Consider the following 17,592-nt stretch of genomic DNA (forward strand, 5'->3'; position numbering starts at 1 on the left):
GCCGTTTAGTAAATCAGCTGCATAAGATCCTGCGGACCCATTTGGCCTACGTCTGTGACCATCTTGGGTGGTGTTTGGTAAGATGTGTTCTTTCCCGGCGTTTCCCCGCCGCATGAGACTTCCAGCCCTTCTCGCCACCGCCCTACTTCTTGTCTTTTCTCAACTGCACGCCGCACCGCGGCCGAACGTCCTGTTCATGATGGCGGACGATCTCAACAACAGTCTCGGCTGCTATGGCCATCCGCTCGTTAAAACACCGAATCTCGACAAGCTGGCTGCCCGTGGGATGCGCTTTCAGAACGCTAACTGCCAGTACCCGCTCTGCGGTCCCAGCCGGAACTCGATGCTCACCGGTCTTTATCCGAACACCAACGGAATCCTTGGCAATGCCCAGCTTTTCCGCCAAACGATCCCTAACGCGGTCAGCCTGCCCCAGGCATTCCGGCAGGATGGCTACTTCGCGGCCCGTATCGGAAAACTTTATCACTATGGAGTGCCCAACGGCATAGGCACAAATGGTCACGATGACCCCGCCTCCTGGGAACTGGAACTCAACCCCGCCGGCTGCGACCGCTTGCTGGAGCACCCTGCTATCTTCTCCCTCATCCCCGGAAACTTTGGCGGCACGTTGAGCTGGTACGCCTCGCCAAGGCCAGACGAAAAACACACCGACGGCCTCCAGGCCAAGGATGCCGAGTGGGTCCTGGAACGCTGTGCGAAAGACAAGGACCGTCCGTTTTTCCTCGCCCTGGGTTTCTTCCGCCCACACACCCCCTATGTCTCCCCGGCGAAATGGTTCAAAGGTTACCCTGAGTCAGAGATGCCTGTGGTGCAGGGAGTTAAGGAAGATCAGGTCGACCTCCCAGCCCCGGCGCTCGGCAGCTATAAAAAGGAACAGGACAAACTCACCGACGACCTGCGCCGTCAGACTGTGCAGGCCTACTACTCCGCCATCAGTTTCATGGATGCGCAGGCCGGCAAGGTGCTGGATGCGCTTGACCGCCTCGGACTGGCTGAAAACACCATCGTGGTCTTCACCAGCGACCATGGCTATCACATGGGCGAGCATGGCCTGTGGCAAAAACAGAGCCTCTTTGAGGAAAGCGCCCGCGTCCCGCTGCTGATCGCTGCGCCGGGCATGAAGCAGGGCGTTGTAGCCAACACGCCCGTCGGACTCATCGACCTCTACCCCACGCTGACCGAACTTTGCGGCATCAAGGCACCTGAAAACCTCCAAGGCCAGAGCCTCGTACCCATGCTCAAAAACCCCGAAGCCAAAGGTCGCGGCTGGGTGCTCAGCCAGGTCGTACGTGGCGGCGGCTTCAAGCGCATGGGAGCCAGCCCGGCCAGAGGCGATGACGGCAAACGGATCTTTGGCTATGCCTTCCGCACCGAGCGCTATCGCTACACCGAGTGGGACGAGGGCAGGGCTGGCAAAGAACTCTACGACCACGAAACCGACCCCAAGGAGCTGACCAACCTGGCTGACAAACCCGCGCAGGCCGAAGTGCAGGCAAGACTCGCCGAGCAACTCCACGCCGCCGTGAAAACCACGTTTCCCCCAGATGGGAAGACGCCTGAAATTCAAAAGGGGAGTGTCATGTATAACCCCCAACTGGTGGACCCTTGAGAAAACTGCACCGTCAAGGGGTCAAAGATTCTCAAGACGGTCAGCCACCCCTTGACCTCTCCTTGACCTGCCTCTCCCCATCTTCTCTTCAATCTCTCTCATGAAACCGCTGTTCCTTCTGCTTTCGTCATTCATCGCTTGGCATTCGTCCTTTGCGGCCACGCCGAACATCGTCCTCATCAACATTGATGATCTCGGTTATGCCGACATCGGCCCTTTCGGGGCTAAAATTTCCACCCCGAACATCGAGCGCATGGCGAAGGAGGGGATGAAGCTCATGAGCCATTATGCGGCACCGGTTTGCACCCCTTCGCGTGCGGCGATGATGACTGGCTGCTATCCGAAACGCGTGCTGCCGGTTCCCCATGTGCTCTTTCCGGCGGCAGCGGTGGGTTTGAACCCGAACGCCATCACGGTGGCTGAAGTGCTGAGGGCTGCAGGATATGCCACCGCCTGCATTGGCAAATGGCATCTCGGAGACCAGCCGGAGTTTCTCCCCACAAGCCAGGGGTTTGACAGCTACTTCGGCATCCCGTACTCGAACGACATGGGGCCTGCGGCTGAAGGCTCCAAGAGCAATCCTGATCAACCGCTGCGCAAGGGGCCCGCCAAAGGAAAGGCGGGTGCGGGAAAGGCCGAGGCTGATCCCGAAACTGGCGTTAAAGGCGGTGCACAGCCGCCGCTGCCGTTGGTCGATAACCACAACGTCGTGGAACGCGTCAAAGCCGCGCAGCAGCACACCTTCACCCGCCGCTACACCGAACGCGCGGTGAAGTACATCCGCAAAAATCAGAAGCAGCCTTTCTTCCTCTATCTCGCTCACAATGCGGTTCACTTCCCACATTACCCGCACCAGGATTTCACCGGCAAATCGGGCATCAGTCTGCAGAAGGACTGGGCCATGGAACTCGATTGGTCAGTCGGCCAGGTGCTCGACACGCTGCGGGAATTGAAACTGGACGCCAACACGCTCGTCATCTTCACCAGCGACAACGGCGGTCCGCTTAATCAGGGTGCGGACAACAGCCCGCTGCGCGGCAGCAAAGGCAGCACGCTGGAAGGCGGCATCCGCGTCTGCACGATTGCGTGGTGGCCAGGGAAGATCGCTGCGGATTCGAAGACCAACGAGATCACCGCGCACATGGACTGGCTGCCGACCTTTGGCGCCTTGGCTCGCTGCAAAAGCGTGGGCGAGCTGCAGCTCGACGGCAAGGACATCTCCCCTGTGCTGCTCGGCCAGAAGGACGCCGCCGGGCATGATGTGTTCCATTACTATGCCGGATTCAATCTCCAGGCCGTGCGCAGCGGTGCGTGGAAGCTGCACCTTGGAAAAAACGAGCTGTACAATCTTGATGATGACATCGGCGAAGCCAGGAACGTCGCTGCAGATCATGCGGACATCGTGTCGCAGTTGCAGAAGCATGCGGAAACGATGAAGGCGGATCTCGGTGACAAGACCAAGGACGCCCCCGGTGTGCGTGAACTAGGCCGTGTGGAGCATCCGCAGCCGCTGATTAGCGCTGACGGCACCGTGCGAAAGGGCTTCAACAAAATCGCCAAAACACTGCCATGAAATCTATTCTGCTTCTATTTCTCGCCGCTGCTGCACTGGCTGCCGAGGCACCCCTGCTGAACGACGACTTTTCCGCACCCAAGCTGGCCACACGCCGCGCCTCACGGGGTGAATGGAAATTTGCCGACAACGCCGCGACCTGCACGCAGGACAACGAGGTGTACAAAAAGCACAAGGACCATGGTCCCATCATCTTCTATGATCTCGCCTACACGGATGCGACCATTCGTTTTGCGGTGAAACCGGATGCTGCGAACAAGGCGATTGTCTTCACTGCGAACAGCGCTGAGGGCCATGTGTTCCGTCTGGTGTTTAGTCAGGCCGGCATGGGCGTTCGCGCTTTTCCGCCGGAGGGGAAGGACCACAAGTCGATCTCACTGGGCCATGAAGCTGCGGCGAAGCTGAAGGTCGGGGAGTGGACGCACATCAGCGTCGAACTACGCGGGTCCAAGGCCACGGTCAAAGTGGGTGCTGTCACCCAGAGCTATGAGCATGCCAGCATTGCTCGCGCGAAGTCCAATCTCAGTGTGGGATTCAGTTTCGGCACGGTGAGCGTGAAGGGCTTGGCAGTGGAGAAGTAGGCCTGCGTTGGCGCGTTAGAGGCCGCCCAGCTTGCAGATGCGCTCCCAGTGCTTTTCTTCCACCGGAGTGATGGAGAGGCGGTTGCCGCGTTTCAGAGTAGTCAGGTCGGCGAGCTTGGCATCGGCGCGCAGCATGTCGAGGGTCACGAAGGTCTTGAAGTCGGCCTCCCATTTCACATCGACCATCAGCCAGCGTGGCTCTTCGCGTTTGCTGCCTTTGTCGAAGTACTCGGAGGAGGGATCGAACTGGGTGTGATCGGGGTAGGCCTCTTTGACGATCTTCACCACGCCAGCGATGCCGGGAACGTCGCAACTGGAGTGGTAGAAGAAGCCGAGGTCTCCCTCGGCCATCTGGTCCCGCATCATGTTGCGCACCTGGTAGTTGCGGACGCCGTTCCAAGGCTCAGTTTTCTTCGGGCGCTTCTTCAGGTGGTCGAAGGAGAAGACGTCGGGTTCGGATTTGAGGAGCCAGTGGTTCATGAGGATGACCTGCGCAATGCACGGAAAGAAAATCTAACCTGCCGGACTCACACCGTGATCAGCCGGTTCCGCGCCGTAATGGGCCAGCGTTCGGTGGTTTTGAAGCCGTCGATGACGTAGGCTTCGCCGTGCATGGAGACGGTGGGGCAGACGTGACGGGGGATGCCGTGGAGAGCCTGGCCGATGGTGAATTCGTGAGCGCGTTCTGTTTCGAGGACGAGGTGCTCTTCGCTCTGCATCACGACGACGGCATCAGGCAGTTCTTCGAAGCGGACGCGCGGATGCGGATTCTCGGGTGCCACGGATTTGTGACCGAGATCGAGGGTGATGCGGTTTTTTCCGGGCTTGCTGATGACGCGGGCCAGCAGCACGGCGGCGGGCTGGAACGGCAGGTCAGTGGGGTATTTGTCGCCGTAGCCGAAGTCCCACAGCACGGTGGTGCCGGGGCTGAGAGTGCGGTCCGGATAGGTCGCGTGGATGCCGAACGTGGGGGAACCGCCGGCGACGAGTTCTTTGACGATGATCCCTTCGCCCTGCAGACGGCAGCGGAACTGAAGAACGGGGGCGAAGGCGGCGTCACAGCGCTCGCGACGGACGTCGAGGCTGTCGTCGTGAATATGCCCGTCATAGGCGTGGATGCCGCGGAACTGGAGACGGGGCATGTCTTTGAGGACATGCGCGAGAATGGCCGCCTCATCTCCCGGCATAATGCCGGTGCGGCCCATGCCGCAGTCGATTTCAATATAAACCCCGAGCGTGACATTTTGCTGCTGCGCGGCGGAGGCGAGGAAGGCAATGGTCTCCTCGGCATCGACGATGCTGGAGAACTGCGTTTCAGGGAACTTCGCGGCCAGATCGGCCAGACGATGCGCATTGATCCCAACGCAAGGCATCGCGAGGAGGACATCCGTGGCTCCGACGGCGGCGCACATCTCGGACTCGGCGATGGTCGAGGTCTTGAACCGGGTGATGCCGAGGCGAATCTGCATGGCGATGACCTCGGCGGCCTTGTGCGTCTTCACATGCGGGCGCAGGCGCTTGGGATCTCCACCCGCAATCTCCAGCATGAGTGCCAGATTATGCTCAATGCGCTTGCGGTAAAACAGGAGCGCGGGCGATGGGATTTCAGCTTCGTTTTCGACGTGGAACCAGGCGGGTTGCATGGCCACACCGTGGCGAGGACCTCAGGCGCGGTCAAATGCGCGCATGAAGTAGATTTTTGAGAATTCCGTCAGGGGTCGCACGGCACCGCATGGCGCGCGCAAGCGCTGCCGCATGAGTTCATTGGGAGTCTTTGCAGGAGAAGTTCCGTTGAACTCATCCCGCAGCACAAAACGGCTGCTCTACGTGTTCTTCGGAATCCAGTTGCCTTCGCGATAATCGAGAGGTTTCTCTTTGTCGGTATCGTGCTCCAGCTTCACGGGTTGGAAGCCGCTGCAGCCAGGCAGCATCAGCAGAAGGGCGGCAAGAAGAAACAGGGAAGGTTTCATGCAGCGGAAGATGCGCCTTCCTTTCCAAGGAGCAAGCTAACAAATCAAAGGGATGAAATCCGTTCATGCAGCCCCCGCAGTGCGTGCTTGACCATGCCGCCACACGCCGTCAGCATCCGGGCACCATGATCCGCTCCTCCCTAGCCTTTGCTTTTGCCGCGCTCACCACCACCGCCATCGCGGGGGAAAATTTCCTCGTGTACTTCGGTACGAATACAAATGCGAAGAATGGCAGTAAGGGGGTTTACGTAGCCCGCTTCAATTCCGCTTCCGGCGAACTGACTCAGCCCAAGCTCGCCGCTGAGGCCGGCAACCCCGGATTCCTGGCGGTCCATCCGTCGAAGAAATTTCTGTATGCCTGCGGGGATGTCACAAGCGCTGATGGCAAAAAGGCGGGGGGGATCAGTGCGTTTGGCATCGACAAAGCCACCGGCAAGCTGGCGCTGATCAATCAGGCTGCCACAGCGGGCGCGGGGCCATGCCATGTCAGTGTGGACAAGACGGGCAAGCTGGCGACGATCGCGAATTACGGCGGCGGCAGCATCGGTTCTTTTGCGATCAAGGAGGACGGCTCGGTCTCTCCCGAAGTGAGTTTTTTCCAGCATGAGGGCTCAGGCGCTGACCCGAAACGTCAGGCAGGACCGCACGCGCATTCGGTGAACTTCAGCCCGGACAATCGCTTTGCCTTCGCCTGTGACCTGGGTCTGGACAAGGTGCTCATCTACAAGACCGACCCCGCCACCGGCAGGCTGACGCCGAATGATCCGCCCTTTGCCAAAACACCCCCCGGCGGCGGCCCGCGCCACCTCGCGTTTCATCCCAGCGGCAAGTTTGTGTTTGTGAACAACGAGATGGGCATGTCCGAGACCGTCTTTGCCTACGATGCGGAAAAAGGCGCGCTCACAGAGATCGAAACCGTCTCCACGTTGCCGGAAGCGGACCGTGGCAAGAAGGGCTTCAGCACGGCTGAAACGGTGGTGCATCCGAACGGGCGTGTGGTCTATGTTTCCAACCGCACGCATGACACCATCGCCGTCTTTGCCTGTGACCCTGCCACCGGAAAGCTCACGCCACTCCAGCATGTGTCGGCTGAAGGCGAGGTGCCGCGCAACATCTGCCTCGATCCCACGGGCAAGTGGCTCATCGCCGCGCATCAGAACAGTGGCACTGCAGCGCTGTTCAAGGTGGATCAGGACAGCGGCAAGCTCACCTTCACCGGCAGCAAAGTAAACGTCCCGGGCAGCATCTGCGTCCGGTTCCTCGCGCTTGATTAACCCGCCACCGCCTTTACTCTTCTCTCCCCCTCAAATCCCCCAGACTATGACCCAGCTCGATCAGCTCAAGCAGTACACCGTGGTGGTCGCCGACACCGGCGACTTCGAAGCCATGAAGGCCTACAAGCCTCAGGACGCCACGACCAACCCCTCTCTCATCCTCCAGGCTTCGCAGAAGGCTGAGTACAAGACGTTGTTCGACAAAGCTGTGGCTGATGGCAAATCCGGCGGCGTGAGCGCTGTGATGGACAACCTCGTGGTCGCCTTTGGCCTGGAAATTCTGAAAATCGTCCCCGGTCGTGTTTCGACAGAAGTGGATGCCCGCCTGTCCTTCGACACTCAGGCCAACATCGACAAGGCTCGCCAGTTGATCGGCATGTATGAAAACGCCGGTATTGGTCGCGAGCGCATTCTGATCAAAATCGCCTCCACTTGGGAAGGCATCAAAGCCGCTGAAGTGCTGCAAAAGGAAGGCATCAACTGCAATCTGACGCTGCTTTTCAGCCTGGCTCAGGCCGCGGTTTGCGCCGAAGGGGGCATCAAGCTGATCTCTCCCTTCGTGGGCCGCATCCTCGACTGGCACAAGAAGAGCACGGGCACGGATTTCGCGCCGACGGAAGATCCAGGCGTACAGTCCGTCACGCAGATCTACAACTACTACAAACACTTCGGCTACTCGACCGAGATCATGGGCGCCAGCTTCCGCAACAAGGGCGAGATCACTGAACTCGCCGGCTGCGACCTGCTGACCATCAGCCCCGGCCTCCTGGGTGAACTGGCTTCGAGTGAAGAAGCTCTCGCACCGAAGCTCAATGCCGCCAACGCGAAGTCCCTCCAGATCGAAAAGATTGGCAGCGATGAAAAAGCTTTCCGCTGGTTGTTCAACGAAGACGCGATGGCGACTGAGAAAACCGCCGAAGGCATTCGTAACTTCGCGAAGGACATCGTGAAGTTGGAAATGATGGTGGCGGCGGCTTTGGGCTGAGCCCACAAGCGTCAAGAAACGGTCAAGGCACAGTCAAAGAGGTCAAGGCGTTCGCGTCTTGACCACCTTGACCAATCCTTGACCTCTTGACCATTACTTGACTGTTCCCATGCTGACCAAACGCATCATCCCCTGTCTCGACGTAAAGGAAGGTCGTGTCGTCAAAGGCACGAAATTCCTGCAACTGCGTGACGCCGGCGATCCGGTGGAATGTGCCCAGGTTTATAACGCGCAGGGGGCGGATGAACTAGTTTTCCTCGACATCACGGCGAGCCATGAGGAGCGCAAAACGATGGTCGATGTGGTCGCACGCACGGCCGCAAGCTGCTTCATGCCCCTGACCGTGGGAGGTGGCATTCGGACCGTGGCCGACATGCGTGAGATGCTGCTGGCCGGTGCCGACAAGGTGGGCATCAACACAGCCGCAGTGAAGACGCCGCATGTCATTGACGAGGCCGCCAATGCTTTTGGCTGCCAGTGCTTGGTGGTGGCGATCGATGCGAAGCGCAACGAGCGCGGATCGTGGACGGTTTATACGCATGGGGGCCGAAATGCGACCGAACTGGATGCGGTGGAATGGGCCGCCGAGGTGTGCAGGCGCGGCGCGGGTGAAATTTTGCTGACGAGCATGGACTCCGATGGGACCAAGGCAGGTTATGATATCGCTCTAACCCGCGCCGTGAGTGAGGCGGTGTCCATTCCCGTCATCGCCAGCGGCGGTGCCGGCAATATCGACCACATGGTGGATGTGCTGCGCGATGGGAAGGCTGACGCCGTCCTCGCGGCAAGCATTTTTCATTTTGGTGAGTACACCGTGGGAGACGTGAAAAAGTACCTGGGGGCACATGGCCTGCCGGTAAGACTGTAGGAAGGCCAGGGCTTCCCTGCTTGGATGCCCAGCGCTGGTAGGGCTGGCTGTCCTCAGCCAGCCGCCGTCGAAGCCCAGGATCTTCGAGCAAGAAACAGCCCGCTAAACGGAAATGAGTTTTGCGAACCGCTATAACAACGGCAGCAAGGTTCTCATGAAAGTGGACACCAACCTCGACAGCGTTTTTGAAAATGACATTCTGACGGACAAATAGTCAGGTGTCACCTCTCACGCCTTCTCCACCTCATCCCATGGGATCTCGGAGAGTTCGGCGTTGGGGTTGCGGCGCTCGAAGTAGTTGATGGCCCATTGGTCGCTGAAGAAGACGACCCAGCGGTCGTCGCTGTCCTGGGCGGTGGTGACGCCGCTGGGGATGTCGAAGTCTTCGATGGCGCCGCCGTCTTTGGTGCGCACCCAGCGCAGGACGGTGTAGGGGGCGTTTTCGATGCGGCTCTGGGCGTTGTATTCGCTCTCCAGACGGAACTGCACGACTTCGAACTGCAGGGGGCCGACGGCACCGAGAAGGGGGACGCGTTGGCCGGCGTGGGGCTGGGTGAACTGCTGCACGACGCCTTCGCTGAGGAGCTGCTCCAGGCCGTCGCGGAAGCGCTTGTAGTGCGCGGTGCTGGGGTTGTGGATGTAGGCGAAGACTTCGGGGGCGAAGCGGGGGATTTCGTCAAACTTGAGCTTGGGATCGATGGCGAGGGTGTCGCCAATGCCGAAGCCGTGATTGCCGACGATGCCGACGACATCGCCCGCGTAGGCTTCATTCACGGTTTCGCGATCCTGGGCGAAGAGTTTTTGGGAGTTGGCGAGCCGAACGATTTTGCCGGTGCGGGTGTGGGTGACCTGCATGTCGCGCTCGAACTTGCCGCTGACGATGCGGACGAAGCTCATGCGGTCGCGGTGGCGGGGATCCATGTTGGCCTGGATCTTGAAAACGAAGCCGGAGAAGCCTTCGTCGGTGGGCTCGATGACGCGACCATCGGCGGCCATGCGTGCTTCGGGCGGCGGGGCGAGTTCGAGGAAGCCGTCGAGGAGCATCTGCACGCCGAAGTTGTTGCTGGCGCTGCCGAAGAAGACGGGGGTGAGCTCGCCACGGTCGATCTTGGTGCGGTCGTAGGCGTGGCCTGCGCCGTCGAGCATTTCGAGCTCCATCTTGGCCTGTTCGAGAGCTTCGGGGACGGTGTGCTTGGCGACGAATTCGTCATCGAGGCCGCCGACTTTTTCGGGGGCACGGTACGCGCCGTGGACGGTGCGCTCAAAGAGATGAACGTCGTTTTTGCGGCGGTCATAGACGCCACGAAACTGCTGGCCGAGACCGAGGGGCCAGTTGATGGCGCAGGCACCGATGCCGAGGACGGTTTCGAGTTCGTCGAGAAGGGTGAGGGGCTCGCGCGCGGGGCGGTCGAGCTTGTTCATGAAGGTGAAGATGGGCACGCCACGGCGGCGGCAGACTTCAAAGAGCTTGCGGGTCTGGGCCTCGATACCTTTACCGGCATCGACGACCATGATGGCGGCATCGACGGCGGTGAGGACGCGGTAGGTGTCTTCGGAGAAGTCTTTGTGCCCGGGGGTGTCGAGGAGATTTATGACGCTGCCTTTGTAGTCGAACTGCAGGACGGTGGAGCTGACGGAAATGCCGCGCTGTTTTTCCAGCTCCATCCAGTCAGAGGTGGTGGCGCGCTGGTTCTTGCGCGCGGTGACGGAGCCTGCGAGCGCGACGGCACCGCCGTAGAGCAGGAGCTTTTCGGTGAGCGTCGTTTTACCGGCGTCGGGGTGCGAAATGATCGCGAAGGAACGACGGCGGGCGATTTGGGCTTCGTAGGGCATGGAGGGGCGGTCTTCATGCCCCAAGGGTCGGTGGTACGCAAGCGGCGGTCACGCGACCGGGTAGTCAACGCTGACAAGATACAACCCACACGCCGGGGCGGTTTGGTTGCTTTGCGGGCCGGTGGGATCGGTGAGGAGGCGGGCGAACCATTCCTTGGGTTCGCGGCCCCGGGCGACGTGCATGAGGCTGCCGACGATGAGGCGGACCATTTTGTAGAGGAAGCCGTCGCCGGAGAATTCGAGTTCGATCACATCGCCCACTTCGCGCAGTTCGGCGCGATGGATGCTGCGGGTGGTTTTATCAATGCGGAGACGGCGCTCGGTTTCGGGCATGTCGCCGCGATTGGCTGAGAGGCGGACGAAGTTGTGGGTGCCGACGAGTTGTTCGCAGCACCAGCGCACGGCATCGAGATCGAGAGGGCCATAGATGTGCCAGGCGCGGTCGGCTTCAAAGGGGGAGAGCATGCGCGGGCACCAGATGCGGTAGCGGTAGGTTTTGCCGAGGGCGTCAAAGCGTGCGTGGAAGTTTGGGGAGCACTCCTCGACCTGCAAAATGCGGATGGTGAGGGGGAGGCAGGCGTTGAGGGCATGGGCCCAGGATTCGCAGCTCATGCGCAGGGTTTCTGGCACATCGCAGTGGGCGGTTTGTGCTAGGGCGTGCACTCCCGCGTCGGTGCGGCCGCTGCCATGCACGCGGACGTCGATGCGAGTAGCTCTGCGGAAGGCAGCGTGGAGTTCGTCGGTGACGGTGCGGCCGCCTTCGAGGCTCTGCCAGCCGCGCCATGGGGTGCCGCAGTAGGCGATGGTGAGGCGCAGGCGTTTGAATCCCGGCTCGGGGCCGTTATTCTTGCCGGCCTTACTTTCGACGTCGCTTCGGCTCATCGGTCCATTGAAGTTCGTAGGAGGCGTCGGGCAGGAGGAAGCCCTCGGGGCCGCGCTGCTGGTTCAAATACTCCTGGAGGATGACGACGGCGGCGAGCTGATCGACGATCTCGTTGCGCTCCTTTTTGCCGGTGATGCCAGCGCGTGACATGGAGGCTTCGGCTTCGACGGAGGAGAGGCGTTCATCGACGAACTCGATGGGAACCGAGTGCTGCAGTTCCTTGCCGAGGCTGAGGGCAAATTTTTCGACACGCTCGGCGGCGCTGCCTTTCTCCCCGCTCATGCGGTAAGGCATGCCGATGACGATTTTGGCGATGCGCTTTTCCTGCACGATGCGGGCGAGGGCGCGCTCGGGCTCCTGCGTGGCATCGATCGTTTTGAAGGGGCTGGCGACGATCTCGGTCTCGTCACTGAGGGCGAGACCGATACGCACGGTGCCGTGATCAATGGCGAGAATGCGCGGCATAAAAAAGTCCCTCAGCGCAGTTCCACAGGCAGACCATCCACGATCTTTTTGATGCTCTCGGCCTTGCTGCGGCTGGCGACGAGGAGCCCGTCTTTGGAAGCAACGACGATGAGATCCTGCACACCGATGAGGGCCACATGCTGACCGGTCTGGGTGAAGACGATGTTGTTGGTGGCCTCCTGCTGGGAGAGGGCGCAGTTGTGCTGATTGCCGCTGTTATCGGAGGTGAGGTAGCGGCCGACGCTGGTCCAGTTGCCGACGTCATCCCAGTCAAAAGTGGACTCAATGTTGAGCACGCGGGAGGCGCGCTCCATGAGGGCGTAGTCGATGGAGAGCTTGGGCAGCTTGCCGAACTGTTTATCAACGGTGGCGCTGAAGTCCTTCGAGCCGCGCAGTTCAGAGATGAAATCGGCCAGCACAGGGCAGTGGCGGCTGAGTTCGCTGAAAATGGCGGGGATGGTCCAGATGAACATGCCGGCGTTCCAGAGGAAATTGCCCTGGCTGATGAAGTGCTCGGCGAGGTCGGGATTGGGCTTCTCACGGAAACGGGCGACCTCCCAGACGGGGAGGTCATCAAGACCGCCGATGCTGGCGCGGCGGCCGCGCTCGACATAACCATAGCTGGGGCACGGCCAGGTGGGGGTGATGCCCACGGTGACGAGGCTGCCGCTGTTTTCGGCAGCCAGCGCGGCATTGGAAAGCACCCGCTGAAACTCGGCGTGGTTTTTGATCAAGTGATCGGCAGGCAGCACGATCATGGTGGCGGTAGGTTCACGGGAAACCACCCAGCCGACGGCGAGGGCGATGGCGGGAGCGGTGTCGCGCTTCTCGGGTTCGGCAACGATGTTTTCTGCCGGCAGATCTTTGATCAGTGCACGGACGGAAGCTTCCTGCTGCTTGTTGGTCAGGATCAGGATGTTTTCCTTGGGCACGAAGCCGTCAAGACGCTCGATGGTGAGTTCGAGCAGTGTTTTTTCACCGAAGAGCTTCAGCAACTGCTTGGGCTGGGCGTCGCGGCTGATGGGCCAAAAGCGTTGGCCGCTGCCGCCAGCGAGGATGAGGGCATAACGTTTTTTGGATGCAGCTTGGGACATGGGCAGTGGTGTTTGGGACAGCTGCTCTCTTAGCCGGAAAGCCGGATGCGGGCAAATTCCACTTTGGTGATTCTCGCAGAGAGGTTATGATGTACCATGCAAGAGAACACCTCCGCTCGCAGTTACGAAACCTATGCTTCACTGATCGCCCCTGCCGCTGCAGGCTGCGCGCTGGGTATCCTGTTTGGTCGTGGAATGCGGCGTGGAACTTCTAACGTGATCGCCCTGACTCTGCTGGCCGCCAGTGCTGCCATTGCCGCCCCCGTCATCACCGGACTGGTGCAGCGCACCGCCAATCGTCCCGGCAGTGAACGTGGCAGCCGCCGCAGGCTGGAAGGCATCCGCAATCACGGCATGCCGGACGGGGATGTGGACGAATTTTTTGCCGACACGCCCGAGTCTTTTGTGACAGGCCGCTGAGCTGCGCCTCGCAGGGCATGCGCCGCCCTGTGTCTTGGTGAAACGCTCCCCATAGACCAGCATGCCACTCACATCGAAGAGGAAGATGCTGGGCAGAGGGTCTTTAGGGCTGCTGCTGCCCGTGATCCTGGCTTCCTGCCTGACGGGTGGCGGGCGCTTTCAGAAGCGGATGGGCGAGGGCCCGCCTCTGTACGATGAGCCGGTTTTGAAATGGCAGGCCTCAGACAAGGCGGTCGTGCCGTACTGCCGCTGGCTGCCGCCAAAGGGAGTGTCGCAGAAGGGCCTTCTGATCGCCGTGCCGGGCATGGATGAGCCTTCGGTGGACTGGGCCCAGCTGGGCAGACATTTGTCGGCCAGGGGCTATGAGGTGTATTCCTCGGATCTGCGTGGCCAAGGCAAGGATTTTGACTCCCCCGAACGTGGCAACTACCACCGATGGACGCGCTGGGTGGAGGATGTAAACGAGTTTGCGGCACAGGCTCGTGGCGGTAGAAGGCTGCCCGTTGCTTATATGGGGCACAGTCTGGGAGGGATGGTCGCGCTTGCGGCTGCATCTCAGGCGAAGGGCGCGGCTGCTCCTGATGCCTTGGTACTTTATGCGCCGGCATTCGTGCTCGCGTTTCCTCCGTGGTTTGCGCGTCCGGCGGCGAGGTCCGCGCAGCTTTTAAGTTTGAATTTGGCGCGGGTGACCGGGCCTGCTGTGTTCAAGTTGATGAACCGGAATCTAGTGTCCAACGAGGTGGACGAAGCTGCCTGGGAACGGTCCAGTGACCGGCTCAGCGGCGGCATGTCTTTCCGCTATGTCTCGGCGTGTTTGGGCGTGGGCCAGCACGTGAGGGAACTGCCCGGCCGGTGGACCTCACCCGTGCTGCTTGAGTATGGCCAAAGCGACAAAACCATTCCAATGTCCCAACGCAGTCCAGAGCGCATCCTGGGCATGTTTAAGTCGCAGGACAAGGAATTGTGGTGGCATCCCAATCCCAAGGCGAACCACGACATGCTGAACGACCGCCTGGTCAGAAAGGAAATGCTGGCCAAGACCAGTGCATGGCTGGATAAGCGACTGGCGGGGGGAGCGTCCAGGTGAATGATCAACCAGCGAAGTTCAGTCGCACATTTTGCAGCAGTTCGGTGAGGTGACGCTGCGCCCGCTGGACGGGTTCTTCCGCGCTAAACGCTAGCTCCATCACCTGGGTGGTCCGCATGATGCGGCTCTCCAGTTCCTCATCATCATGATCCAACGTGTCGGCGGCATCGGCGAGTTTGATAAGGCGTGTCTGCCAGTCGCACGAATGGAGGCGCTTCAGATGCAGCACGGTGTCCTGTTCCGGTTCGCGGCTGAGACGCTGGACCCGCATGGCGATCTGGCGTCCGAATTGGCGGCACAGCTCATCAAAGGAGACATCGGACTTTTCCAGCACGTTATGCAGGAGGGCTGCCGCCAGCACGGGGGGCTCTGGGCAGTGATAGAGAGAGGCGACCGTAAGCGCCACGCGAGTTGCTTGCGCCAGGGAAGGGGAGATCTCTCCGTCGCGAACTTCTGCAGCATGGACATGGGCCGCAAAAGACGCGGCCTTTTGCCACAGCGGCTGGGTGATAGCTTCGGCAATGCCCTCCTGCTGCTGTTTAAGCTGTTCGTTTAGAAGCGTGGCCATGAAGTTCATCACCGACTTTTTCGCATCATGTCGGCTGCTTGGCCGTAGTGATTTGTGCAGAAACGGCAGAAGGTGGTATGATTATTATTGCTCTTCTGGAAGTCGCGCCTGAAAATACATCCTGCCTTGAGAGGTGATCACCCTGCGCTTCGAAAGCACGCAGATCTGGACATCCGCTGAGTGTTTCGCGTCGTTTACTGTGATCGATACAGCTAAAACGGGTTTGGAAACGATATGGGCTTACTGATTACGGCCCTAGGATTACAAAAAAAATGCACTAAACTATATTGAAAATCAGCTAATAAAAGCCAGATGCCTATGCCTTTTTCAGCAAACGATTTCTATGAATGACGTGGGTCGTCTGGACGAGTCGCTTATCCAACAGGAAGAGGCATTAACCACGCTGGGAGGTGGGACTCTGCCTCGGCCGGAGCCGAGATGGCAGGAGACCGAAGCTGAGAAGTTCCTGCGCATTGAACGAGAGCGCTTGGCGCTGGCGCTGTCAGCAGGGCAGATGGGAGTCTATGAGTTGACCCTAAAGACCCATGTTTTATGGTGGTCGCCAGAGATCTACACGGTCTTCGGGGTATGTCCGAAGACTTTCACGCCCACGCGTGACTCCTTCACGGAACTGGTGCATCCGGATGACCGGGAAAGGTTTTGGCAGCATCTGGAAGAATGCATTGAGCAGCGGTTGTATTTTATGCATGAGTTCCGTATCCGGCGGCCAGACGGGCAGGAGCGGTGGATCAGCAACCGGGCGGAGACGGAGTATGATGATGCCGGTATGGCAGTGCGGCACTTTGGGGTGGCCATGGATATCAATGACAGAAAAAGGGCCGAACTGCACAGCCTGCAAAATGCGGAACTTTTTTCCTCGTTGATCGAGCAGGCTCCCATCGGCACCTACGTTCTGGACGGTGACCTCTGCATGCGTCAGATCAATCCGGTGGCGATGCCAGCATTTTGCGGCATTGAGCCGCTGATCGGCCGCAAATTGGCAGAAGTGCTCGCGCTCCAGTGGGGACCGGAGCTGGGAGCTGTCCTTCTGGCCCATTTTCGGCACACTCTGGAGACGGGTGAGCGGCACATCTCGCCACGCTTTGCGCAAATGCGGCATGATCGCGGGAACGAGGAAGCCTATGAGTGGGAAACACAACGGGTGCTGCTGCCCGAGGGGGGCTATGGCGTGGTCTGTTACTTCAGCGACATCACCCCGCGGTACCGTGCAGAAAGAGCGTTGGTGGAGAGTGAGGAGCGCGTGCGTATGGCTACGGCTGCCACGGGTGTGGGTATCTGGGAGTGGAATGTGATTGCGAATACGATCTGGTGGGATGCGTCCATATTCGATATTTACGGCATTCCCCCGACTCCTGACGGCATGGTCGATTATCAGGACTGGCGCGGAGCTGTGCTGCCGGACGACTTGGCGGAGAATGAAAAAATCCTGCAAGACATGGTGCTCAAGGGGGGGAGCAGCGCGCGCTCCTTCCGCATTCGACGTCGGAGTGATGGAGCGCTACGACACCTGGAATGTGTGGAAACGGCACGAGTGAACGCTTTGGGGCAGACAGAGTGGGTCGTGGGCACCAACTTGGATGTCACGGAGCGGAAAATTGCTGAGGAGGCGCTTGCCAGGAGCGAGCGCTTTAACACTGCCGTCTTGGACGCGCTGCCTGCGGAGATCGCCGTCCTGGACTGCGCAGGCCGGATCATCGCGATCAACAAGCCTTGGCTGAAATTTTCCCAAGGGGATGCGGAAATCCCGATGGATCGTGTAGGTGTCGGGATGGATTACCTGGCTGTATGCCAAAAGGCAGTAGCCGAGGGAGATTCCGAGGCAGCTCAGACGCTGGAAGGACTTCAGAGCGTCTTGAGTGGCAAAGCCACGGAGTTTAAGCTGGAGTATCCCTGCCATGCCCCCGATAAAGAACGCTGGTTTGTCATGCATGTGATCCATGCCCCGCCTGAGGTGGGCGGTGCGATCGTCGCGCATACGGACATCACCGAACGGCGCAAGCTGGAGACCGCACTGATCGCGAACGCGGCGGAGCTCACCGAGGCCGGCCGGCGGAAGGATGAATTTCTGGCCATGCTGGCGCATGAGCTGCGCAACCCTCTGGCACCGATGCGCAACATGACGGAATTGTTGAAGTCGGCCACACTCACTGAGGAAGAGCGCTGGCATTCGCTGGCCATTCTGACGCGGCAGATCGAAAACATGAGCCGCATGACCGATGACCTCTTGGATGCGGCGCGCATCACCCAAGGGAAGATCGAGCTGAGTAGGAAGCCGGTGGCGCTGGACGAAATCCTGAAGTCGGCGGTGAACCTGGCGCAGGCGGAGTGCAGACAGCGCGG

At 60.0% G+C, this 17,592-nt stretch carries 17 protein-coding genes; 9 read left to right on the top strand and 8 right to left on the bottom strand.

Going from position 1 to position 17,592, the window contains the following annotated elements; all coding sequences use genetic code 11:
• Window positions 1-112 precede the first annotated feature (112 nt).
• From PSV43_RS05830 to PSV43_RS05840, 3 genes are all read left to right on the top strand, one after another.
• Window positions 113-1,630 carry a sulfatase gene (locus PSV43_RS05830; protein WP_300194598.1) on the top strand — a complete coding sequence of 506 codons (1,518 nt, stop codon included), beginning with the start codon at window positions 113-115 and terminating at the stop codon, window positions 1,628-1,630.
• Between the two features lie 100 nt (window positions 1,631-1,730).
• Window positions 1,731-3,203 carry a sulfatase gene (locus tag PSV43_RS05835; protein WP_300194599.1) on the top strand — a complete coding sequence of 491 codons (1,473 nt, stop codon included), beginning with the start codon at window positions 1,731-1,733 and terminating at the stop codon, window positions 3,201-3,203.
• Window positions 3,200-3,784 carry a hypothetical protein gene (locus PSV43_RS05840; RefSeq protein WP_300194600.1) on the top strand — a complete coding sequence of 195 codons (585 nt, stop codon included), beginning with the start codon at window positions 3,200-3,202 and terminating at the stop codon, window positions 3,782-3,784. Before PSV43_RS05835 ends, PSV43_RS05840 begins: the two co-directional genes overlap by 4 nt.
• Window positions 3,785-3,799: 15 nt before the next feature.
• Here the strand turns inward: PSV43_RS05840 and PSV43_RS05845 are convergent, their stop codons facing one another.
• From PSV43_RS05845 to PSV43_RS05855, 3 genes are all read right to left on the bottom strand, one after another.
• Entirely contained in the window at window positions 3,800-4,264 is a 465-nt protein-coding gene (locus PSV43_RS05845) for an EVE domain-containing protein (RefSeq protein ID WP_300194601.1), read from the bottom strand.
• 47 nt (window positions 4,265-4,311) lie between these two features.
• Complete coding sequence (locus PSV43_RS05850; protein WP_300194602.1) at window positions 4,312-5,427, bottom strand: D-TA family PLP-dependent enzyme; 1,116 nt, start codon at window positions 5,425-5,427, stop codon at window positions 4,312-4,314.
• A gap of 180 nt (window positions 5,428-5,607) precedes the next feature.
• Window positions 5,608-5,754: a hypothetical protein gene (locus PSV43_RS05855; protein ID WP_300194603.1), complete on the bottom strand. Its 147-nt coding sequence runs from the start codon at window positions 5,752-5,754 to the stop codon at window positions 5,608-5,610.
• A 65-nt stretch (window positions 5,755-5,819) separates the two neighbouring features.
• Between PSV43_RS05855 and PSV43_RS05860 the strand changes: the two genes are divergently transcribed.
• The 3 genes from PSV43_RS05860 to hisF all read left to right on the top strand — a co-directional run bounded on the left by PSV43_RS05860 (window position 5,820) and on the right by hisF (window position 8,881).
• Window positions 5,820-7,028, top strand: a complete 1,209-nt coding sequence (locus PSV43_RS05860; protein WP_300194604.1) for a lactonase family protein — start codon at window positions 5,820-5,822, stop codon at window positions 7,026-7,028.
• Window positions 7,029-7,074: 46 nt separating this feature from the next.
• Window positions 7,075-8,013: a transaldolase gene (tal, locus tag PSV43_RS05865; protein ID WP_300194605.1), complete on the top strand. Its 939-nt coding sequence runs from the start codon at window positions 7,075-7,077 to the stop codon at window positions 8,011-8,013.
• Window positions 8,014-8,122: 109 nt separating this feature from the next.
• Complete coding sequence (hisF, locus tag PSV43_RS05870) at window positions 8,123-8,881, top strand: imidazole glycerol phosphate synthase subunit HisF (RefSeq protein ID WP_300194606.1); 759 nt, start codon at window positions 8,123-8,125, stop codon at window positions 8,879-8,881.
• A 228-nt stretch (window positions 8,882-9,109) separates the two neighbouring features.
• Here the strand turns inward: hisF and PSV43_RS05875 are convergent, their stop codons facing one another.
• The 4 genes from PSV43_RS05875 to PSV43_RS05890 are packed head-to-tail and all read right to left on the bottom strand — an operon-like array spanning window position 9,110 to window position 13,156.
• Entirely contained in the window at window positions 9,110-10,714 is a 1,605-nt protein-coding gene (locus PSV43_RS05875; RefSeq protein WP_300194607.1) for a peptide chain release factor 3, read from the bottom strand.
• Between the two features lie 48 nt (window positions 10,715-10,762).
• Window positions 10,763-11,596: a tRNA pseudouridine(38-40) synthase TruA gene (truA, locus tag PSV43_RS05880; RefSeq protein ID WP_300194608.1), complete on the bottom strand. Its 834-nt coding sequence runs from the start codon at window positions 11,594-11,596 to the stop codon at window positions 10,763-10,765.
• The gene (gene ruvX, locus PSV43_RS05885; RefSeq protein WP_300194609.1) at window positions 11,571-12,062 is read right to left on the bottom strand and encodes a Holliday junction resolvase RuvX; all 492 of its coding nucleotides are present in this window, start codon (window positions 12,060-12,062) and stop codon (window positions 11,571-11,573) included. Before ruvX ends, truA begins: the two co-directional genes overlap by 26 nt.
• Before the next feature lie 11 nt (window positions 12,063-12,073).
• On the bottom strand, window positions 12,074-13,156 hold the full coding sequence (locus PSV43_RS05890) for a sugar phosphate nucleotidyltransferase (RefSeq protein WP_300194610.1): 1,083 nt from the start codon (window positions 13,154-13,156) through the stop codon (window positions 12,074-12,076).
• A gap of 96 nt (window positions 13,157-13,252) precedes the next feature.
• Here PSV43_RS05890 and PSV43_RS05895 point away from each other — a divergent pair, with 96 nt between their 5' ends.
• Both PSV43_RS05895 and PSV43_RS05900 read left to right on the top strand, forming a co-directional pair.
• Window positions 13,253-13,576 (top strand): hypothetical protein, encoded by a 324-nt coding sequence (locus PSV43_RS05895; RefSeq protein WP_300194611.1) that lies wholly within the window; start codon window positions 13,253-13,255, stop codon window positions 13,574-13,576.
• A 61-nt stretch (window positions 13,577-13,637) separates the two neighbouring features.
• Complete coding sequence (locus PSV43_RS05900) at window positions 13,638-14,663, top strand: alpha/beta hydrolase (protein WP_300194612.1); 1,026 nt, start codon at window positions 13,638-13,640, stop codon at window positions 14,661-14,663.
• Between the two features lie 4 nt (window positions 14,664-14,667).
• On the opposite strand, the gene PSV43_RS05905 is transcribed toward PSV43_RS05900, so the two are convergent.
• The gene (locus tag PSV43_RS05905) at window positions 14,668-15,240 is read right to left on the bottom strand and encodes a hypothetical protein (protein ID WP_300194613.1); all 573 of its coding nucleotides are present in this window, start codon (window positions 15,238-15,240) and stop codon (window positions 14,668-14,670) included.
• A 334-nt stretch (window positions 15,241-15,574) separates the two neighbouring features.
• Here PSV43_RS05905 and PSV43_RS05910 point away from each other — a divergent pair.
• Window positions 15,575-17,592: PAS domain-containing protein (locus tag PSV43_RS05910; RefSeq protein ID WP_300194614.1), on the top strand; the 2,018-nt coding region annotated here is incomplete at its 3' end.

The sequence above is a fragment of the Prosthecobacter sp. genome (assembly GCF_029946185.1).
Taxonomy (GTDB): Bacteria; Verrucomicrobiota; Verrucomicrobiia; order Verrucomicrobiales; family Verrucomicrobiaceae; genus Prosthecobacter.

Bases quoted from the DNA above. Each gene is read 5' to 3' on its own strand.
- PSV43_RS05845 (WP_300194601.1), bottom strand. From the start codon at position 4,264: ATGAACCACTGGCTCCTCAAATCCGAACCCGACGTCTTCTCCTTCGAC.
- hisF (WP_300194606.1), top strand. From the start codon at position 8,123: ATGCTGACCAAACGCATCATCCCCTGTCTCGACGTAAAGGAAGGTCGT.
- PSV43_RS05855 (WP_300194603.1), bottom strand. From the start codon at position 5,754: ATGAAACCTTCCCTGTTTCTTCTTGCCGCCCTTCTGCTGATGCTGCCT.
- PSV43_RS05895 (WP_300194611.1), top strand. From the start codon at position 13,253: ATGCAAGAGAACACCTCCGCTCGCAGTTACGAAACCTATGCTTCACTG.
- ruvX (WP_300194609.1), bottom strand. From the start codon at position 12,062: ATGCCGCGCATTCTCGCCATTGATCACGGCACCGTGCGTATCGGTCTC.
- PSV43_RS05835 (WP_300194599.1), top strand. From the start codon at position 1,731: ATGAAACCGCTGTTCCTTCTGCTTTCGTCATTCATCGCTTGGCATTCG.
- PSV43_RS05850 (WP_300194602.1), bottom strand. From the start codon at position 5,427: ATGCAACCCGCCTGGTTCCACGTCGAAAACGAAGCTGAAATCCCATCG.
- PSV43_RS05905 (WP_300194613.1), bottom strand. From the start codon at position 15,240: ATGAACTTCATGGCCACGCTTCTAAACGAACAGCTTAAACAGCAGCAG.
- PSV43_RS05830 (WP_300194598.1), top strand. From the start codon at position 113: ATGAGACTTCCAGCCCTTCTCGCCACCGCCCTACTTCTTGTCTTTTCT.
- PSV43_RS05900 (WP_300194612.1), top strand. From the start codon at position 13,638: ATGCCACTCACATCGAAGAGGAAGATGCTGGGCAGAGGGTCTTTAGGG.
- PSV43_RS05875 (WP_300194607.1), bottom strand. From the start codon at position 10,714: ATGCCCTACGAAGCCCAAATCGCCCGCCGTCGTTCCTTCGCGATCATT.
- truA (WP_300194608.1), bottom strand. From the start codon at position 11,596: ATGAGCCGAAGCGACGTCGAAAGTAAGGCCGGCAAGAATAACGGCCCC.
- PSV43_RS05890 (WP_300194610.1), bottom strand. From the start codon at position 13,156: ATGTCCCAAGCTGCATCCAAAAAACGTTATGCCCTCATCCTCGCTGGC.
- PSV43_RS05840 (WP_300194600.1), top strand. From the start codon at position 3,200: ATGAAATCTATTCTGCTTCTATTTCTCGCCGCTGCTGCACTGGCTGCC.
- tal (WP_300194605.1), top strand. From the start codon at position 7,075: ATGACCCAGCTCGATCAGCTCAAGCAGTACACCGTGGTGGTCGCCGAC.
- PSV43_RS05860 (WP_300194604.1), top strand. From the start codon at position 5,820: ATGCAGCCCCCGCAGTGCGTGCTTGACCATGCCGCCACACGCCGTCAG.